This window comes from Streptomyces sp. NBC_00454 (assembly GCF_041434015.1).
In the GTDB taxonomy this organism is placed as follows: domain Bacteria; phylum Actinomycetota; class Actinomycetes; order Streptomycetales; family Streptomycetaceae; genus Streptomyces.
The window spans coordinates 2,923,262-2,940,196 of record NZ_CP107907.1 but is presented as its reverse complement, the minus strand read 5'-3'; the positions used below and the strand labels follow the sequence as shown (position 1 = coordinate 2,940,196).

Here is a 16,935-nt window from a genome sequence, read left to right as displayed (position 1 = left end):
GCCAAGTCCGGGGCTCCGGTGTTCACCGGAGTCTGGTGCGAAAGGGAGACGCTTCGCCCCTGGGGCGGAGCTATCCGGGAACGGAGTTCTGCGTGGACATCGTCGTCAAGGGCCGTAAGACCGAGGTGCCCGACCGGTTCCGCAAGCACGTGGCCGAGAAGCTGAATCCGGAGCGGATCCAGAAGCTCGACGCCAAGGTGATCAGCTTGGACGTCGAGGTGTCCAAGGAGCACAACCCGCGCCAGGCCGACCGTTCCGACCGCGTGGAGATCACCCTGCGTTCGCGGGGCCCGGTGATCCGTGCCGAGGCTTCCGCCGCCGACGCGTACGCGGCGCTCGACCTCGCTCAGGACAAGCTGGAGGCCCGGCTGCGCAAGCAGCACGACAAGCGCTACACGCGGCGCGGCGCCGGACGACTCTCGGCGGCGGAGGTCGCCGACGTGGTCCCGAACGCCGCCACCCTCAACGGCAACGGCGAGCCGGTCAACGGCGAGAAGACGGACGCGATTCCGACCACCCGGATCGGATCGCTGGAAGTGCAGGGCGACGGCCCGCTCATCGTCCGCGAGAAGACCCACTCGGCCGCACCCATGTCGCTCGACCAGGCCCTGTACGAGATGGAACTGGTCGGTCACGACTTCTACCTGTTCGTCGACTCCGACACCAAGATGCCGAGCGTCGTCTACCGGCGCCACGGCTACGACTACGGCGTGATCCACCTCAATGCCTCCGACGCCGCCTCCAGCTCAGGTGAGCTCGACGGCGCGGGAGCGGGCGGCGCGCTCGGCGGCTGACGCCGCACATCCCGGATGTCCGTGCGGTGCCCCCGCGTTCGCTTCGGCGGGCGCGGGGGCACCCGTCTGCGGGGATGGCCGGGAATCACCGGCCTGTAATCGTCTGCCCCCACCCGGTTACCTGGGCATGGAATCATGTCGGGCAGTCAGCCGACGGCCGCTCCCGTCGGATTGACCCAGCAGCTCAGCACATGCGGTGCAGGGGGAGGAACGATGGCGGACAGCTTCGGGCCGGTGCGCGTTGACGACGGTGCGGGCTGCCGTGAGGAAAGCCAGGCCGTGGAACCGATCCGGGTGCTCGTGGTCGACGACCACGCGCTCTTCCGGCGCGGGCTGGAGATCGTGCTCGCGCAGGAGGAGGACATCCAGGTCGTCGGCGAGGCGGGCGACGGCGCGGAGGCCGTGGACAAGGCGGCGGACCTGCTGCCGGACATCGTGCTGATGGACGTGCGGATGCCGCGGCGCGGCGGGATCGAGGCGTGCACCTCGATCAAGGAGGTGGCGCCCTCCGCGAAGATCATCATGCTGACGATCAGCGACGAGGAGGCGGACCTCTACGACGCGATCAAGGCCGGCGCCACGGGGTACCTCCTGAAGGAGATCTCCACGGACGAGGTCGCCACGGCGATCCGGGCGGTGGCCGACGGGCAGTCGCAGATCAGCCCTTCGATGGCGTCGAAGCTGCTGACGGAGTTCAAGTCGATGATCCAGCGGACCGACGAGCGGCGGCTGGTGCCGGCGCCGAGGCTGACGGACCGGGAACTGGAAGTCCTCAAGCTCGTCGCCACCGGGATGAACAACCGTGACATCGCCAAGGAGTTGTTCATCTCCGAGAACACGGTGAAGAACCACGTACGCAACATCCTGGAGAAGCTGCAGCTGCACTCCAGGATGGAGGCGGTGGTGTACGCGATGCGGGAGAAGATCCTGGAGATCCGGTAGGGGCCCCTGTCGGGGCCCCGGCCGGCCAGGCCAGCGGGAGGCCGGCTGCCTCAGAGGGCGGCCAACTCCGACGAGACCGCGGCGGCTTCCGCCGGGGACCCCGCCCGCTCGATGCGGACCGCGTCGCACCCGACCCAGGACGCCGCCTCCCGCAGGGCCTGCGCCATCGGGCGGGCCGCCTTCGGGGAGGTCAGGGAGAGCTGGCGGGCCACGAGGGTGGTGCCCTCGCGGGCCGGGTCCACCCGGCCCTGCAGGCGGCCGCCCGCCAGCAGCGGCATCGCGAAGTAGCCGTGGATCCGCTTCGGCTTGGGGACGTACGCCTCCAGCCGGTGCGTGAAGTCGAAGATCCGCTCCGTGCGCGGCCGGTCCCACACCAGGGAGTCGAAGGGCGAGAGCAGGGTCGTGCGGTGGCGGCCGCCGGGCGCCTGGGCGAGGGCCGCGGGGTCGGCCCAGGCCGGCTTCCCCCAGCCCTCCACCTCCACCGGGACCAGACCGGAGTCGGCGACGACCGCGTCGAACTGCGCGCCCGCCAGCCGGTGGTAGTCCGCGATGTCGGCCCGCGTGCCGACGCCCAGGGACTGTCCGGCCAGGGCCACCAGGCGGCGCATGCACTCGCGGTCGTCCAGGTCGTCGTGGAGGAGCCGGTCGGGCACGGCGCGCTCCGGGAGGTCGTAGACCCGCTTCCAGCCCCGCCGCTCGGTGCAGACGACCTCGCCGATGTCGAGGAGCCATTCGACGGCGATCTTCGTCTCGGACCATTCGAACCACTCGCCGCCGTTCTTGGCGCCGCCCAGTTCGGTGGAGGTGAGCGGGCCCTCGGATGCGAGGCGGTCCAGGACGGTCTTCGTCGAGCGGTCCTTGTCCTCCAGGACGTGCCAGCGGCGGCCGCGTGCCTTGCGGGCCCGGCGGCGGAAGGCGAAGTGCGGCCATTCCTCGATGGGCAGGATGCAGGCGGCGTGCGACCAGTACTCGAAGGCGTGCTGGTCCGACCAGTACGCGGCTTCGACGGCGGAGCGGCCGACCGCGCCGAGGCGCGCGTACGGGATGAGCTCGTGGGAGCGGGCCAGTACGGAGATCGTGTCGAGCTGGACGGCGCCGAGGTGCCGCAGGACCCCGCGCACCCCGCCGCGCCGGTCCGGCGCCCCCATGAACCCCTGCGCGCGCAGCGCGATGCGACGGGCCTCGTCGGCGGAGAGCGGCAGGGGCGAAGGTGTGGCGGTCGTCATGACCGCACCCTAGACGCGCCCACTGACAGCCGACGGCGACGGCGAGGGGGACGAAGAGGGGGACAGCGATGCGGACGGGGACGGCAGGTACGGCAGGCGGCTCGGCAGGGACAGGTCCGAGGGCAGCAGGGCGCCCGTCCAGCAGTCCCGCAGGGTTCCGCGGTGTTCCATGCCCGCGCGGGTGACGCCTTCGACGAGGAAGCCGGCCTTCTCTGCGACCGCGCGGGAGGCGTGGTTGCCGACGGCGGCCCGCCAGATCATCCGGACGCAGCCGGCCTCGGTGAAGGCCCAGTGCGCGACGGCGGGCAGGGCCTCGCTCAGGTAGCCGCGGCCGCGGTGCTGCGCGACGGCCCAGTAACCGACCTCGTGGGCGTGGTCGCCCTTCGGGGCGAGGCCGATGGTGGCGACGAGCGGGCCGTCGGCGCCGAGGCGGACCGCGAAGTTGTACTCGGAGTCGTCCTGCCACTTGCCCGGGACCCCGGTCACGTAGGCCTCGGCGTCGGTGTGCCCGTACGGGACCGGTACGGAGATGTAGCGCTGGATGAGCGGGTCCTGGCACGCCGCGTGCACCTCGCCGGTGTCCGCGGGGAGGTGCGGGCGCAGTACGAGGCGTTCGGTGGTCAGGGTGATCGGGTCCATGGCAGGGATTCTCCCGGCGCGCAGTACCCCCGGCGAACAGTTTTCAACAAGAGGGGCCGGCAAGAGGGGTCGCTCACACCGGCACCTTCGGCGCCCCCCACACGTTCTCATTCCGGGCAGTCCTGCCCCGCACAGAGTGCGGGCCTCCCGACGCGACCGCGTCCTCGCTTACGATGGCCGTTGCGGTGGGGCCCACCCTCCGTGCCCGTGTACGAACCAGTGCCAGGCCCGACCGGCAAGGAGACAAACCTCGGTGTCCGTCTTCAACAAGCTCATGCGTGCAGGCGAAGGCAAGATCCTCAAAAAACTGCACCGCATCGCGGACCAGGTCAACTCCATCGAAGAGGACTTCGTCAACCTCTCCGACGCCGACTTGCGTGCGCTCACGGACGAGTACAAGCAGCGTTACCAGGACGGCGAGAGCCTGGACGACCTGCTGCCCGAGGCCTTCGCGACGGTCCGCGAGGCCGCCAAGCGCGTCCTCGGCCAGCGTCACTACGACGTCCAGATCATGGGCGGCGCCGCCCTGCACCTCGGCTACGTGGCCGAGATGAAGACCGGTGAGGGCAAGACCCTCGTCGGCACCCTCCCGGCGTACCTGAACGCGCTGTCCGGCAAGGGCGTCCACCTGATCACGGTGAACGACTACCTCGCCGAGCGCGACTCCGAGATGATGGGCCGGGTCCACAAGTTCCTCGGCCTCGAGGTCGGCTGCATCCTGGCGAACATGTCTCCGGCCCAGCGCCGTGAGCAGTACGCCAACGACATCACCTACGGCACGAACAACGAGTTCGGCTTCGACTACCTCCGCGACAACATGGCGTGGTCCCAGGACGAGCTCGTCCAGCGCGGCCACAACTTCGCCGTGGTCGACGAGGTCGACTCGATCCTCGTCGACGAGGCCCGTACCCCGCTGATCATCTCGGGCCCGGCCGACCAGGCCACGAAGTGGTACGCGGACTTCGCGAAGCTGGTCACCCGCCTGACCAAGGGCGAGGCCGGCCAGCCGCTCAAGGGCATCGAGGAGACCGGCGACTACGAGGTCGACGAGAAGAAGCGCACCGTCGGCATCCACGAGACCGGTGTCGCCAAGGTCGAGGACTGGCTCGGCATCGAGAACCTCTACGAGTCGGTGAACACCCCGCTCGTCGGTTACCTCAACAACGCCATCAAGGCCAAGGAACTGTTCAAGGTCGACAAGGACTACGTCGTCATCGACGGCGAAGTCATGATCGTCGACGAGCACACCGGCCGCATCCTCGCCGGCCGCCGCTACAACGAGGGCATGCACCAGGCGATCGAGGCGAAGGAAGGGGTGGACATCAAGGACGAGAACCAGACCCTCGCCACGATCACCCTGCAGAACTTCTTCCGCCTGTACTCGAAGCTGTCGGGCATGACCGGTACGGCCATGACCGAGGCCGCGGAGTTCCACCAGATCTACAAGCTCGGTGTCGTCCCGATCCCGACCAACCGCGACATGGTCCGCAAGGACCAGGCGGACCTGATCTACCGCACCGAGGTCGCGAAGTTCTCCGCCGTCGTCGACGACATCGCGGAGAAGCACGAGAAGGGCCAGCCGATCCTGGTCGGCACCACCTCGGTCGAGAAGTCCGAGTACCTCTCGCAGCAGCTCTCCAAGCGGGGCATCCCGCACGAGGTGCTGAACGCGAAGCAGCACGAGCGCGAGGCCTCGATCGTCGCCCAGGCCGGCCGCCGCGGCGCCGTCACGGTCGCCACGAACATGGCCGGCCGCGGTACCGACATCAAGCTCGGCGGCAACCCGGACGACCTCGCCGAGGCCGAGCTGCGCCAGCGCGGTCTGGACCCGGAGGAGCACATCGAGGAGTGGGCGCACGCCCTTCCCGAGGCGCTCACGCGGGCCGAGGCGGCCGTGAAGGCGGAGTTCGAGGAGGTCAAGGAGCTCGGCGGGCTGTACGTGCTGGGCACCGAGCGCCACGAGTCCCGCCGCATCGACAACCAGCTGCGCGGCCGCTCCGGCCGTCAGGGCGACCCGGGCGAGTCCCGCTTCTACCTGTCGCTGGGCGACGACCTGATGCGCCTCTTCAAGGCTCAGATGGTCGAGCGCGTGATGTCGATGGCGAACGTGCCGGACGACGTGCCGATCGAGAACAAGATGGTCACCCGTGCCATCGCCTCGGCCCAGTCGCAGGTGGAGACCCAGAACTTCGAGACGCGCAAGAACGTCCTGAAGTACGACGAGGTCCTCAACAACCAGCGCACGGTCATCTACGCCGAGCGCCGCCGGGTGCTGGAGGGCGAGGACCTCCAGGACCAGATCCGTCACATGATGGACGACACGATCGACGCGTACATCACGGCCGAGACGGTCGAGGGCTTCGCCGAGGAGTGGGACCTGGAGCGGCTGTGGAGCGCCTTCCGGCAGCTCTACCCGATCAAGGTCACCGTCGAGGAGCTGGAGGACGCGGCGGGCGACCGTGCGGGCATCACCGCCGAGTTCATCGCGGAGTCCGTCAAGGACGACATCCACGAGCAGTACGCGGCGCGCGAGAGCACGCTCGGCTCCGACATCATGCGCGAGCTGGAGCGCCGCGTGGTGCTGTCGGTGCTGGACCGCAAGTGGCGCGAGCACCTCTACGAGATGGACTACCTGCAGGAGGGCATCGGCCTGCGGGCGATGGCCCAGAAGGACCCGCTGGTCGAGTACCAGCGCGAGGGCTTCGACATGTTCAACGCCATGCAGGAAGGCATCAAGGAGGAGTCCGTCGGCTACCTGTTCAACCTGGAGGTCCAGGTCGAGCAGCAGGTCGAGGAGGTCCCGGTGGCGGACGCCACGGGCCCGTCCCTGGCCAAGCCGGAGATCCGTGCCAAGGGCCTGGACGCTCCGCAGCGGCCGGACCGGCTGCACTTCTCCGCGCCCACGGTGGACGGGGAGGGCGGGGTCGTCGAGGGTGACTTCGAGTCCGAGTCCGGGGACGACGAGTCCGGGATGACGCGGGCGGAGCGCCGCAAGGCGGCGAAGGCCGCGGGCGGCCGCCGCCGCAAGAAGTAAGCCGGGCAGTAACCCCTCCGCTGTGCGCAGCGGACCCGCCGGGGCCGGACACCACGTCTTCGTACGTGGGGTCCGGCCCCGGCCGTTTTCGCTCACGGGCGCGGGCCGCGCAGTTCGACGGCCGCGCAGCGCCAGCGCAGGTCGGGGCCCTGTTCCAGGCGGAAGGCCATGGCCGTCAGGCGGTCGCCCGTCGCGATGCGGGCGAAGGCTTCGATGACCCCCGGGCCGGGGGTGAAGCGGCCGCACTGGCGGATGACGGGGCGCAGGCGGCCCTGGAGGGGGCCGGCGGCGGCCGTGGTGGCCGTGGTGGTGGCCGACAGGTCCGTCGGGTCCGCCGGGTCCGCGGCGGCCGGGGAGGCCAGGGTGATCAGCTGGTCGTAGGCCGGGCCGACGGTGTGGCCCATGAGCGAGTGGACCGGGCGGAGCCCGCTGAGCACCGCGAGCAGCCGGTCGGCGAACCAGTGGTGCGGGCCCCGGTGGATCGTGGCGGGCGGGCGGCGCTGGTCGTGGCGGCCGGGGGGCCGGACTGCGTTCCTGCCGGTCCTGGTGATCCTGCTGCTCATGAGGGCCGTCCCGAGGTGTCCGGGCCCGGTGCGGTACCGGGCGGTAACTTGGTAGGCAGACTTCTACGGGCCCGCGAACACGCTCCGCAACGGCCCCGCAGCCCCCGCGCGGACCCGGCCCGCCTTCACCTATCCGTGGTGGGTGCCCGCCGCCCCCGCGCACCCCGCGCCGCCCCGCGCGGAGCGAAGCTGACGGCCCCCGCCCCCGACCCGGCACCCCGAAGGGGGACGGACCCGTCACCGGACGGAGTCCCGTCGGGGAACGGCCGTATCCTGAAGGCGTTTCCGACTACCGAAAGCAGCCGGCCATGCGCGTGTACGTCCCCCTGACCCTTCCCGGGCTCGCCGAGGCGCACGAGGCGGGTGAGCTGGGTCCGGCTCCGTTGCGGGCGTACGCCGTCACGCCGGGCCTGCGCGAGTGGTACGTGTCGGACGACATCGAGGAGCTGGAGTACGCCGCCCTGAGCCGGGCCGCCGCCGCCAGCCTGCGGATGCTCGCCGAGGACGGGACCGCGCCCCGCAAGCGGGTCGTGGTCGCCGTGGACGTGGACGACAAGGCCGCCAGCGCGACCCCCGGGGTCGACGAGGCCACCCTCGGCCAGGTGGCCCTCGCGGGGGCCGTACGGCTCACCGTGGCCGCCGCCGTGCACGTGGACGCCCCGGACGCCCTCGGGGACGTGACAGCGGCCGTGCAGGCCCTCGCGGCCGCCGACCTGGGCGAGGCGGACGCACAGTTCACCGTGGACGGCGCCGAGGACCACGAGCTGCTCTGGTTCGGGATCCAGGAGATTCCGGGGCTGCTGAAGTGAGACAGCAGGCCCCCCACATCGTCTGGGACTGGAACGGCACCCTCCTTCACGACATCGACGCGGTCATAGCCGCGACCAACGCCTCCTTCGCCGAGTTCGGCTTCGAGCCGATCACGCTGGAGACCTACCGCGAGCTGTACGTCGTACCGGTCCCGAGGTTCTACGAGCGCATCATGGGCAGGCTCCCCACGGACGCCGAGTGGACCGTCATGGACGAGACCTTCCACCGCCACTACTGGGCCGCCGCCGATGCCGCCGGGCTCGCCGAAGGGGCCGGGGAGCTGCTGCGCGACTGGCAGGCCGAAGGGCTCACGCAGTCCCTGCTGTCCCTCGCCCCCCACGACAAGCTGGTCCCGCTCGTCCGGGCGCACGGCATCGACGGGCACTTCCTGCGCGTCGACGGCCGCATCGGGCCCTCCCACACCACCAAGGCGGGACACCTAGTACGCCACCTTGAGGCCCTGGAGGGGACGGGGGTGACGGCCGGGCGTACGGTGCTCATCGGAGACGCCGTGGACGACGCGCTGGCCGCCGCGCACGTGGGCGCGCGGGCTGTTCTCTATACGGGCGGTTCACACAGCCGTAGCAGTCTGGAATCAGCCGGTGTCCCTGTCGTGGACACCCTGGCGGAGGCCGTACGCGCTGCTCGAGAGTCGGCCGATTAGCCACTTGCACGCACGCGGGGGCCCGTCGCTGTCCAGAGTGTCAAAGTTCCACCCCCGGATTTGTACACATACAGCTCATGACGAGTCGGGGGTGGGGCGAGATAGCCTGGTACCCGTGATCAGCGCGATAGTCCTCGGAGGCACTGAAGCCTCCGGCCAGCGCCCGGCGCACTACCGTGCCCGGGCCATCGCTGATCCCCTCCGCCGGGACCTCCTGCCGATCATGGCCGATTCTCTCCCCGGCGGTTTTCTCGACGACATAGCGTCGATCCCGAACGGACCACGACACCCCGCCTCGCGGCGCTACGTCATTCCTTCCTTCACCTACGTCACGCAATGGCGCGCGACAGGAGCCAGAGGACATGCAGACCAAGCTGGACGAAGCAAAGGCCGAGCTGCTCGCGCGGGCGGCACGGGTAGCTGAGCACAGCCCGGCCGGGGGGCTACTTCCGACTGGGTCCGAGCAAGGGGAGCGTCCTGACCGTCCTGATCAGGACACGATGCTCGCGTACCTCCAGCGCTACTACCTGCACACCGCCCCCGAGGACCTCCTCGACCGGGACCCGGTCGATGTGTTCGGGGCGGCGCTCTCGCACTACCGGATCGCGGAGATCCGCCCGCAGGGCACCGCGAACGTGCGGGTGCACACGCCCACCGTGGAGGAGAACGGCTGGACCTCCAGCCACTCCGTCGTCGAGGTCGTCACCGACGACATGCCCTTCCTGGTCGACAGCGTCACCAACGAGCTGTCCCGCCAGGGCCGCGGCATCCACGTCGTGATCCACCCGCAGGTGGTCGTCCGCCGCGACGTCACCGGCAAGCTGATCGAGATCCTCGGCCCCGACTGCGACGCGCACGGTCCGCGCACCGCGCGCCCCCACGACTCCCTCGTCGAGTCCTGGATCCACGTGGAGATCGACCGCGAGACCGACCGCGCCGACCTGAAGCAGATCACCGGCGATCTGCTGCGCGTCCTGTCCGACGTGCGCGAGTCCGTCGAGGACTGGGAGAAGATGCGCGACGCCGCGCTGCGCGTCGCGGAGGAGCTGCCGAACGAGCCGACCGCGCCCGACCTGCGCGAGTACGAGCTCGAAGAGGCCCGCGAGCTGCTGCGCTGGCTGGCCGACGACCACTTCACCTTCCTCGGCTACCGCGAGTACAACCTCGTCGACGGCGACTCCCTGGCCGCCGTGCCCGGCACCGGCCTCGGCATCCTGCGCTCCGACCCGCTGCACAGCGGCAAGGAGGACGGCCACCCCGTCTCGCCCTCCTTCAACCGGCTGCCGGCCGATGCCCGCGCCAAGGCCCGCGAGCACCGCCTGCTGGTGCTGACCAAGGCCAACAGCCGCTCCACCGTGCACCGCCCCTCGTACCTCGACTACGTGGGCGTGAAGAAGTTCGACGCCGAGGGCAACGTCGTCGGCGAGCGCCGCTTCCTCGGCCTGTTCTCCTCCGCCGCCTACACCGAGTCGGTGCGCCGCGTCCCGGTCATCCGCCGCAAGGTCGCCGAGGTCCTCGCGGGCGCCGGCTTCGCACCGTCCAGCCACGACGGCCGCGACCTGCTGCAGATCCTGGAGACCTACCCGCGCGACGAGCTGTTCCAGACCCCGGTCGACCAGCTCCAGGCCATCGCCACCTCCGTCCTGTACCTCCAGGAGCGCCGCCGGCTGCGGCTGTACCTGCGCCAGGACGAGTACGGGCGCTACTACTCCGCGCTCGTCTACCTGCCCCGCGACCGCTACACCACCGGTGTGCGGCTGCGCCTGATCGCGATCCTGCAGGAGGAGCTCGACGGCATCAGCGTCGACTTCACCGCCTGGAACACCGAGTCGATCCTCTCCCGCATCCACTTCGTGGTCCGTGTCCCGCAGGGCACGGAGCTGCCCGTGCTGACCGACGCCGACGTCGACCGCATCGAGGGCCGGCTGGTCGAGGCCGCCCGCTCCTGGGCGGACGGGTTCGGCGAGGCCCTGGTGGCCGAGCTGGGCGAGGAGCGCGCCGCCGAGCTGCTGCGCAAGTACGGCACCTCCTTCCCCGAGGGCTACAAGGCCGACCACTCGCCGCGCGCGGCCGTGGCCGACCTGTGCCACCTGGAGCGGCTGTCCGCGAGCGACCGCGAGTTCGCGCTGTCGCTGTACGAGCCGGTCGGCGCGGGCCCCGGCGAGCGCCGCTTCAAGATCTACCGCACGGGTGAGCAGGTCTCCCTGTCCGCGGTCCTGCCGGTCCTGCAGCGCCTGGGCGTCGAGGTCACCGACGAGCGGCCCTACGAGCTGCGGTGCACCGACCGTACGAACGCGTGGATCTACGACTTCGGTCTGCGGATGCCGCTCTCGAACGGCAACGGGGACTCCGCGGCGGCATCCAACTACCTCGGCGACGACGCCCGCGAGCGGTTCCAGGACGCCTTCGCGGCGGTCTGGCAGGGCGACGCCGAGAACGACAACTTCAACACCCTGGTGCTGGGCGCCGGGCTGACCTGGCGACAGGCCGTCGTCCTGCGCGCGTACGCCAAGTACCTGCGCCAGGCCGGTGCCACCTTCAGCCAGGACTACATGGAGGACACCCTCCGCAACAACGTCCACACCACCCGGCTGCTGGTCTCGCTCTTCGAGGCGCGGATGTCGCCCGGCCGCCAGTCGGCGGGCAGCGAGCTCGTGGACGCGATGCTGGAGGAGCTGGACGGGGCCCTGGACCAGGTCGCCTCGCTGGACGAGGACCGGATCCTGCGATCCTTCCTCACCCTCATCAAGGCCACGCTGCGCACCAACTTCTTCCAGCTCAACGACGCGGGCGAGCAGCACAGCTACGTGTCGATGAAGTTCGACCCGCAGGCCATCCCGGACCTGCCGGCGCCGCGGCCGGCCTTCGAGATCTGGGTGTACTCCCCGCGCGTCGAGGGCGTCCACCTGCGCTTCGGCAAGGTCGCCCGAGGCGGTCTGCGCTGGTCCGACCGGCGCGAGGACTTCCGTACGGAGATCCTCGGCCTGGTCAAGGCGCAGATGGTCAAGAACACCGTGATCGTCCCGGTCGGTGCCAAGGGCGGCTTCGTCGCCAAGAACCTGCCGGACCCGTCGGTGGACCGCGACGCGTGGCTCGCCGAGGGCATCGCCTCGTACAAGATCTTCATCTCGGCGCTGCTCGACATCACCGACAACATGGTCGGCGGCGAGGTCGTGCACCCCAAGGGCGTGGTCCGCCACGACGAGGACGACACCTACCTCGTCGTCGCCGCCGACAAGGGCACCGCCACCTTCTCCGACATCGCCAACGGCGTCGCGGAGTCCTACGGGTTCTGGCTGGGCGACGCCTTCGCCTCCGGCGGCAGCGCCGGCTACGACCACAAGGGCATGGGCATCACCGCCCGCGGCGCCTGGGAGTCCGTCAAGCGGCACTTCCGCGAGCTCGGGCACGACACCCAGACCCAGGACTTCACGGTCGTCGGCGTCGGCGACATGTCCGGCGACGTCTTCGGCAACGGCATGCTGCTCTCCGAGCACATCCGCCTGGTCGCCGCATTCGACCACCGGCACATCTTCATCGACCCGAACCCGGACGCGGCGACCTCGTACGCCGAGCGCCGGCGCCTGTTCGAGCTGCCGCGCTCCTCGTGGGCGGACTACGACACCGCGCTGCTCTCGCAGGGCGGCGGGATCCACCCGCGCAGCGCGAAGGCCATCCCGGTCAACGCACAGATCCGCGCGGCCCTCGGCATCGAGTCGGGCATCACCAAGATGACCCCGGCCGAGCTGATGCAGGCCATCCTCAAGGCCCCCGTGGACCTGCTGTGGAACGGCGGTATCGGTACGTACGTCAAGGCGACGGCCGAGACGCACGCGGACGTCGGCGACAAGGCCAACGACGCCATCCGCGTCAACGGCTCCGACGTGTGGGCCAAGGTCATCGGCGAGGGCGGCAACCTGGGTCTGACCCAGCTCGGCCGCATCGAGTTCGCCCGCAGCGGCGCCGGCGGCGAGGGCGGCAAGATCAACACCGACGCCATCGACAACAGCGCGGGCGTGGACACCTCCGACCACGAGGTGAACATCAAGATCCTGCTGAACTCGGTCGTCGCCGACGGGGACCTGACCGTCAAGCAGCGCAACAAGTTCCTCGCCGAGATGACCGACGAGGTCGGCCGGCTGGTCCTGCGCAACAACTACGCGCAGAACACCGCCCTGGCCAACGGCGCGGCCCAGGCGCCCAGCCTGCTCCACGCCCAGCAGCGCTTCATGCGCCGCCTGGGCAAGGACGGACTGCTCGACCGGGGGCTGGAGTTCCTGCCCACCGACCGGCAGATCCGCGAGCTGCTCAACAACGGCCGGGGCCTGACCCAGCCGGAGCTCGCCGTCCTGTTCGCCTACACCAAGATCACGGTGGCGGACGAGCTCATCCACACCGAGCTGCCGGACGACCCGTACCTCGCCCGCCTGCTGCACGCCTACTTCCCGGGCGCGCTCCGGGCGAAGTTCCCGGACCAGGTCGACGGGCACGCGCTGCGCCGCGAGATCATCACCACCGTGCTGGTCAACGACACCGTCAACAGCGGTGGCTCGACCTTCCTGCACCGCCTGCGCGAGGAGACCGGAGCCTCCCTGGAGGAGATCGTCCGGGCGCAGCTCGCGGCCCGCGAGATCTTCGGCCTGGCCGGGGTGTGGGACGCCGTCGAGGCCCTCGACAACGAGGTCGCCGCCGATGTCCAGACCCGGGTGCGGCTGCACTCGCGGCGCCTGGTCGAGCGCGGCACCCGCTGGCTGCTGAACAACCGGCCGCAGCCGCTCCAGATCACCGAGACCATCGAGTTCTTCGCCGATCGGGTGGAGAAGGTCTGGTCGGAGCTGTCGAAGCTGGTGCGCGGCGCGGACCTGGAGTGGTACGAGGCGGTCCGGGCCGAGCTGATCGGCGAGGGCGTGCCGGAGGAACTGGCGGCCAAGGTGGCCGGCTTCTCGTCCGCGTTCCCGACGCTGGACATCGTCGCGATCTCGGACCGTACGGGCGTGGAGCCGCTGGCGGTGGCCGAGGTGTACTACGACCTCGCCGACCGGCTGAACATCACCCAGCTGATGGACCGGATCATCGACCTGCCGCGGGCCGACCGCTGGCAGTCCATGGCCCGTGCCTCCATCCGCGAGGACCTGTTCTCGGCGCATGCGGCCCTGACCGCCGACGTGCTGTCGGTGGGCAACGGCGCCTCGACTCCCGAAGAGCGCTTCAAGGCGTGGGAGGAGAAGAACGCGGCGATCATCGGGCGGGCCCGGACGACCCTGGACGAGATCCAGGGCTCGGACGACTTCGACCTGGCGAACCTGTCGGTGGCGATGCGGACCATGCGGTCGCTGCTTCGGGCGCACACGTAGCCCTGGCGGGCTGTGCTTGCCGGAACGGGCCGGGCCCGGGGACCTTGTGGTCTCCGGGCCCGGCCCGTTCGTGTGCCGGGTGCGGCGCCGTTGCCGGGGGCGCTGCCCCCGGACCCCCGCGCCTCAAACGCCGGCGGGGCTGGATTTTCCCGGCGGTGCCGGATTTGCCTGCGGGGCCGGATTTCCCGGCGGTGCCGGATTTGCCTGCGGGGCTGGAATTGCCGACGCGGCTGGGTTTTGCCTGCGGGGCCGGTCCTTGGCAGGGCTACTTTTTGCCCGACGTGAAGGCCTCGTACGCGTCGCAGACCTCTTCCGCGGGGCCGTCCATGCGCAGGACGCCCGACTCCAGCCAGATCGCCCGGTCGCAGGTCGCGCGGACCGTGCCGATGCCGTGGGAGACGAGGAAGACCGTGCCGGCCTGCTCGCGGAGCTCCTCGATGCGCGCCTGGCTGCGCCGCTGGAAGGCGGCGTCGCCGGTGGCCAGGGCCTCGTCGATCATCAGGACGTCGTGGTCCTTGGCGGCGGCGATGGAGAACCGCAGCCGGGCGCCCATGCCCGAGGAGTACGTCCGCATGGGGAGCGAGATGAAGTCGCCCTTCTCGTTGATCCCGGAGAAGTCGACGATGTCCTGGTAGCGCTCGCGGATCTGCTGCTTGGTCATGCCCATCGCGAGGCCGCCCAGGACCACGTTGCGCTCGCCGGTCAGATCGTTCATCAGGGCGGCGTTCACGCCGAGCAGGGACGGCTGGCCGTGCGAGAAGATCCGGCCGGCGGCCACCGGCTGGAGGCCGGCGATGGCGGACAGCAGGGTGGACTTGCCGGAGCCGTTGGTGCCGATCAGGCCGATGGCCTCGCCCTTGTACGCGGTGAAGCTGACGCCCTTGACGGCGTGCACCTCGCGGACCGCGCCGGGGGCCGGCTTGCGGGAGAAGATCCGGCTCAGGGCGGCGGTGGCGCCGCCCCTGCGGCCGCCCGAGCCGTGCACCTTGTAGACCACGTGGACCTCGTCGGCGATGACGGTCGGGACGCGGGTGTCGGGGACCTGCGGGGCGCGGGTCGGGGTGGTGCGGGGGGCGGTTGCGGTATCAGCCACGGCCGTACTCCTCCTCAGCTTTCCAGAAGAAGACGAACCCGCCGACGCCGACGACCAGGGCCCAGCCGAGTGCGATCAGCCAGACGTGGTGCGGGAGCTGGTTCGCCTTGTACGTGTCGATGAGCGCGAAGCGCATCAGGTCGATGTAGACGGCCGCGGGGTTGGTCTTGAGGGCCGTGGAGACCCAGTGCGGCAGGTGGTCGGTGCGGAGCATCGCGTCGATGGACCACATGACGCCCGAGGCGTACATCCAGGTCCGCAGGACGAAGGGCATCAGCTGGCTGACGTCGGGGCTCTTCGCACCGATCCTCGCCATGATCATGGCGCAGCCCGCGCAGAAGGAGGCCATGAGGAAGAGGGTCGGGAGGACGAGCAGCCAGTTCAGGGAGGGGGTCTGGCCGAAGATCAGCAGCAGGACGATCAGTGCGCCCATGGTGACGAGCAGCTGCTGGAAGAGCTGCACGACGGTGGACAGCGGCAGGGAGGCGCGCGGGAAGTGCAGGGCGCGCACCAGGCCGAGGTTGCTCTGGACGGCGCGGGTGGAGGCGTTGACGCAGCTGCCGATGAAGTCCCAGATGAAGACGCCGGTGATCAGGAACGGCAGGTAGTTCGGGACGCCGTGGCTGGCGTGCATGACCAGGCCGAAGATGAAGTAGTAGACGGCCGCGTTGAGCAGCGGGGTCACCAGGTGCCAGACCTGGCCGAGGCTGGCCTGGCTGTACTGGGCGTGCATCCGGGCGGTGGCGTAGGCGGTGACGAAGTGGCGCCGGTCCCAGAGCTGCCCGATGTAGGAGGGGAGCGAGGGGCGGGCGCCGCTGAGGGTCAGGTCGTGGGCCGCCGCCAGTTCGGCGATCGGGTCCGGGGCCTTGGACCCGTTCCTGGCGGGCCTGCTCTGGGTGGGGGCCGGGGGCGCGGTGGTCACTGTCACGTGGGTCGCTTTCGACGGGGTCGGGGCGTCGCTGGCGATGGGACGTTGCGATGGGACGGGTCCGTATCGTCGCTACGGCGAGGGTAGGACGTGAGTCGTCGAAACGCAACCGTATCGTCGTCGCGGGTTATGCTCTGCACATGACCACTGAGCCTGCTGCCCCCGCCCCCCGCAGAGCCCCCGCCGGGGCCGCCGTGCTGCGCGAGGACGTGACCGAGGCGATCCGGGCGGCCGTGGTCGAGGAACTGGCGACGGTCGGGTTCTCCCGGATGTCGATCGAGGGCATCGCGCGGCGGGCGGGCGTCGGGAAGACGGCCGTCTACCGCCGGTGGAAGTCGAAGCTGCACCTGGTCCTGGACCTGGTGGGGGCGTTCGCGGTGGACGGACTGCCGGTGCCGTCGACGGGCACGCTCTACGGGGACGTACGGGCGCTGCTGGAAGTGATGTCCCACGTGCTGCGGCACCCGGTCGCCTCGGCGGTGATCCCGGACCTGCTGGTCGAGGCGGCGCGCAACCCCGAGATCGCGGACGCGGTGAGGGGGGCTCTGCTGGAGGGGCAGCGGCGGATGGCCGAGGGGATCATCTCGGAGGCGGTCTCGCGGGGCGAGCTGCCTGTGGGGGTGGATGCGGGGCGGGCGCTTGATCTGGCGATCGGGCCGTTGTATTGGCGGCAGGTGGTTGTACGGGACGGGGTCCCCGGGGGGTACCTGGACGATCTGGCGCGGTCGGTGGTCGCGGGGCTGCAGGCCCTGCCCGCCTGACGGGCGTGCGGCCCTGCCCGGGCTGTGCCCGGGTTGCCGCTGCGCGGGGCTCGTCCCCTACCCGCCCTTCCACCGTTCCCTGGGGCTCCGCCCCAGACCCCGCGCCTCAAACGCCGGCGGGGCTGGA

Annotated in this window: 12 protein-coding genes; 7 read left to right on the top strand and 5 right to left on the bottom strand. The window is 70.5% G+C overall.

Annotated features, from left to right (window positions below):
• The first annotated feature begins 92 nt into the window (after positions 1-92).
• The gene (gene hpf, locus OHU74_RS13605; protein WP_371616136.1) at positions 93-794 is read left to right on the top strand and encodes a ribosome hibernation-promoting factor, HPF/YfiA family; all 702 of its coding nucleotides are present in this window, start codon (positions 93-95) and stop codon (positions 792-794) included.
• Between the two features lie 213 nt (positions 795-1,007).
• Positions 1,008-1,736, top strand: a complete 729-nt coding sequence (locus OHU74_RS13600) for a response regulator (RefSeq protein ID WP_371616135.1) — start codon at positions 1,008-1,010, stop codon at positions 1,734-1,736.
• Positions 1,737-1,786: 50 nt separating this feature from the next.
• Here OHU74_RS13600 and OHU74_RS13595 read toward each other — a convergent pair whose 3' ends face one another.
• Together OHU74_RS13595 and OHU74_RS13590 are read right to left on the bottom strand one after the other, a co-directional pair.
• Positions 1,787-2,962: a winged helix-turn-helix domain-containing protein gene (locus tag OHU74_RS13595; protein ID WP_371616134.1), complete on the bottom strand. Its 1,176-nt coding sequence runs from the start codon at positions 2,960-2,962 to the stop codon at positions 1,787-1,789.
• Positions 2,963-2,971: 9 nt separating this feature from the next.
• Entirely contained in the window at positions 2,972-3,601 is a 630-nt protein-coding gene (locus OHU74_RS13590) for a GNAT family N-acetyltransferase (protein WP_371616133.1), read from the bottom strand.
• A gap of 253 nt (positions 3,602-3,854) precedes the next feature.
• Here OHU74_RS13590 and secA point away from each other — a divergent pair, with 253 nt between their 5' ends.
• Positions 3,855-6,635: a preprotein translocase subunit SecA gene (secA, locus tag OHU74_RS13585; RefSeq protein WP_371616132.1), complete on the top strand. Its 2,781-nt coding sequence runs from the start codon at positions 3,855-3,857 to the stop codon at positions 6,633-6,635.
• A 92-nt stretch (positions 6,636-6,727) separates the two neighbouring features.
• Here the strand turns inward: secA and OHU74_RS13580 are convergent, their stop codons facing one another.
• Positions 6,728-7,198 (bottom strand): Rv3235 family protein, encoded by a 471-nt coding sequence (locus tag OHU74_RS13580; RefSeq protein WP_371616131.1) that lies wholly within the window; start codon positions 7,196-7,198, stop codon positions 6,728-6,730.
• 308 nt (positions 7,199-7,506) lie between these two features.
• Here OHU74_RS13580 and OHU74_RS13575 point away from each other — a divergent pair, with 308 nt between their 5' ends.
• The 3 genes from OHU74_RS13575 to OHU74_RS13565 all read left to right on the top strand — a co-directional run bounded on the left by OHU74_RS13575 (position 7,507) and on the right by OHU74_RS13565 (position 14,026).
• Positions 7,507-8,007, top strand: coding sequence for a hypothetical protein (locus tag OHU74_RS13575; protein ID WP_371616130.1), 501 nt, complete (start codon positions 7,507-7,509; stop codon positions 8,005-8,007).
• Complete coding sequence (locus OHU74_RS13570) at positions 8,004-8,672, top strand: HAD family hydrolase (protein WP_371616129.1); 669 nt, start codon at positions 8,004-8,006, stop codon at positions 8,670-8,672. The genes OHU74_RS13575 and OHU74_RS13570 overlap by 4 nt, the downstream gene beginning before the upstream one ends.
• Before the next feature lie 362 nt (positions 8,673-9,034).
• On the top strand, positions 9,035-14,026 hold the full coding sequence (locus OHU74_RS13565; RefSeq protein WP_371616128.1) for an NAD-glutamate dehydrogenase: 4,992 nt from the start codon (positions 9,035-9,037) through the stop codon (positions 14,024-14,026).
• A gap of 265 nt (positions 14,027-14,291) precedes the next feature.
• Here the strand turns inward: OHU74_RS13565 and OHU74_RS13560 are convergent, their stop codons facing one another.
• Together OHU74_RS13560 and OHU74_RS13555 are read right to left on the bottom strand one after the other, a co-directional pair.
• Positions 14,292-15,119: an ABC transporter ATP-binding protein gene (locus tag OHU74_RS13560; RefSeq protein ID WP_371616127.1), complete on the bottom strand. Its 828-nt coding sequence runs from the start codon at positions 15,117-15,119 to the stop codon at positions 14,292-14,294.
• Complete coding sequence (locus OHU74_RS13555) at positions 15,112-16,047, bottom strand: ABC transporter permease (RefSeq protein ID WP_371616126.1); 936 nt, start codon at positions 16,045-16,047, stop codon at positions 15,112-15,114. Before OHU74_RS13555 ends, OHU74_RS13560 begins: the two co-directional genes overlap by 8 nt.
• Positions 16,048-16,187: 140 nt before the next feature.
• On the opposite strand from OHU74_RS13555, the gene OHU74_RS13550 reads away from it, so the two are divergent.
• Entirely contained in the window at positions 16,188-16,808 is a 621-nt protein-coding gene (locus OHU74_RS13550) for a TetR/AcrR family transcriptional regulator (protein ID WP_371616125.1), read from the top strand.
• Positions 16,809-16,935: the final 127 nt, after the last annotated feature.

Bases quoted from the DNA above. Each gene is read 5' to 3' on its own strand.
- OHU74_RS13600 (WP_371616135.1), top strand. From the start codon at position 1,008: ATGGCGGACAGCTTCGGGCCGGTGCGCGTTGACGACGGTGCGGGCTGC.
- OHU74_RS13595 (WP_371616134.1), bottom strand. From the start codon at position 2,962: ATGACGACCGCCACACCTTCGCCCCTGCCGCTCTCCGCCGACGAGGCC.
- OHU74_RS13590 (WP_371616133.1), bottom strand. From the start codon at position 3,601: ATGGACCCGATCACCCTGACCACCGAACGCCTCGTACTGCGCCCGCAC.
- OHU74_RS13580 (WP_371616131.1), bottom strand. From the start codon at position 7,198: ATGAGCAGCAGGATCACCAGGACCGGCAGGAACGCAGTCCGGCCCCCC.
- OHU74_RS13575 (WP_371616130.1), top strand. From the start codon at position 7,507: ATGCGCGTGTACGTCCCCCTGACCCTTCCCGGGCTCGCCGAGGCGCAC.
- OHU74_RS13565 (WP_371616128.1), top strand. From the start codon at position 9,035: ATGCAGACCAAGCTGGACGAAGCAAAGGCCGAGCTGCTCGCGCGGGCG.
- OHU74_RS13550 (WP_371616125.1), top strand. From the start codon at position 16,188: ATGACCACTGAGCCTGCTGCCCCCGCCCCCCGCAGAGCCCCCGCCGGG.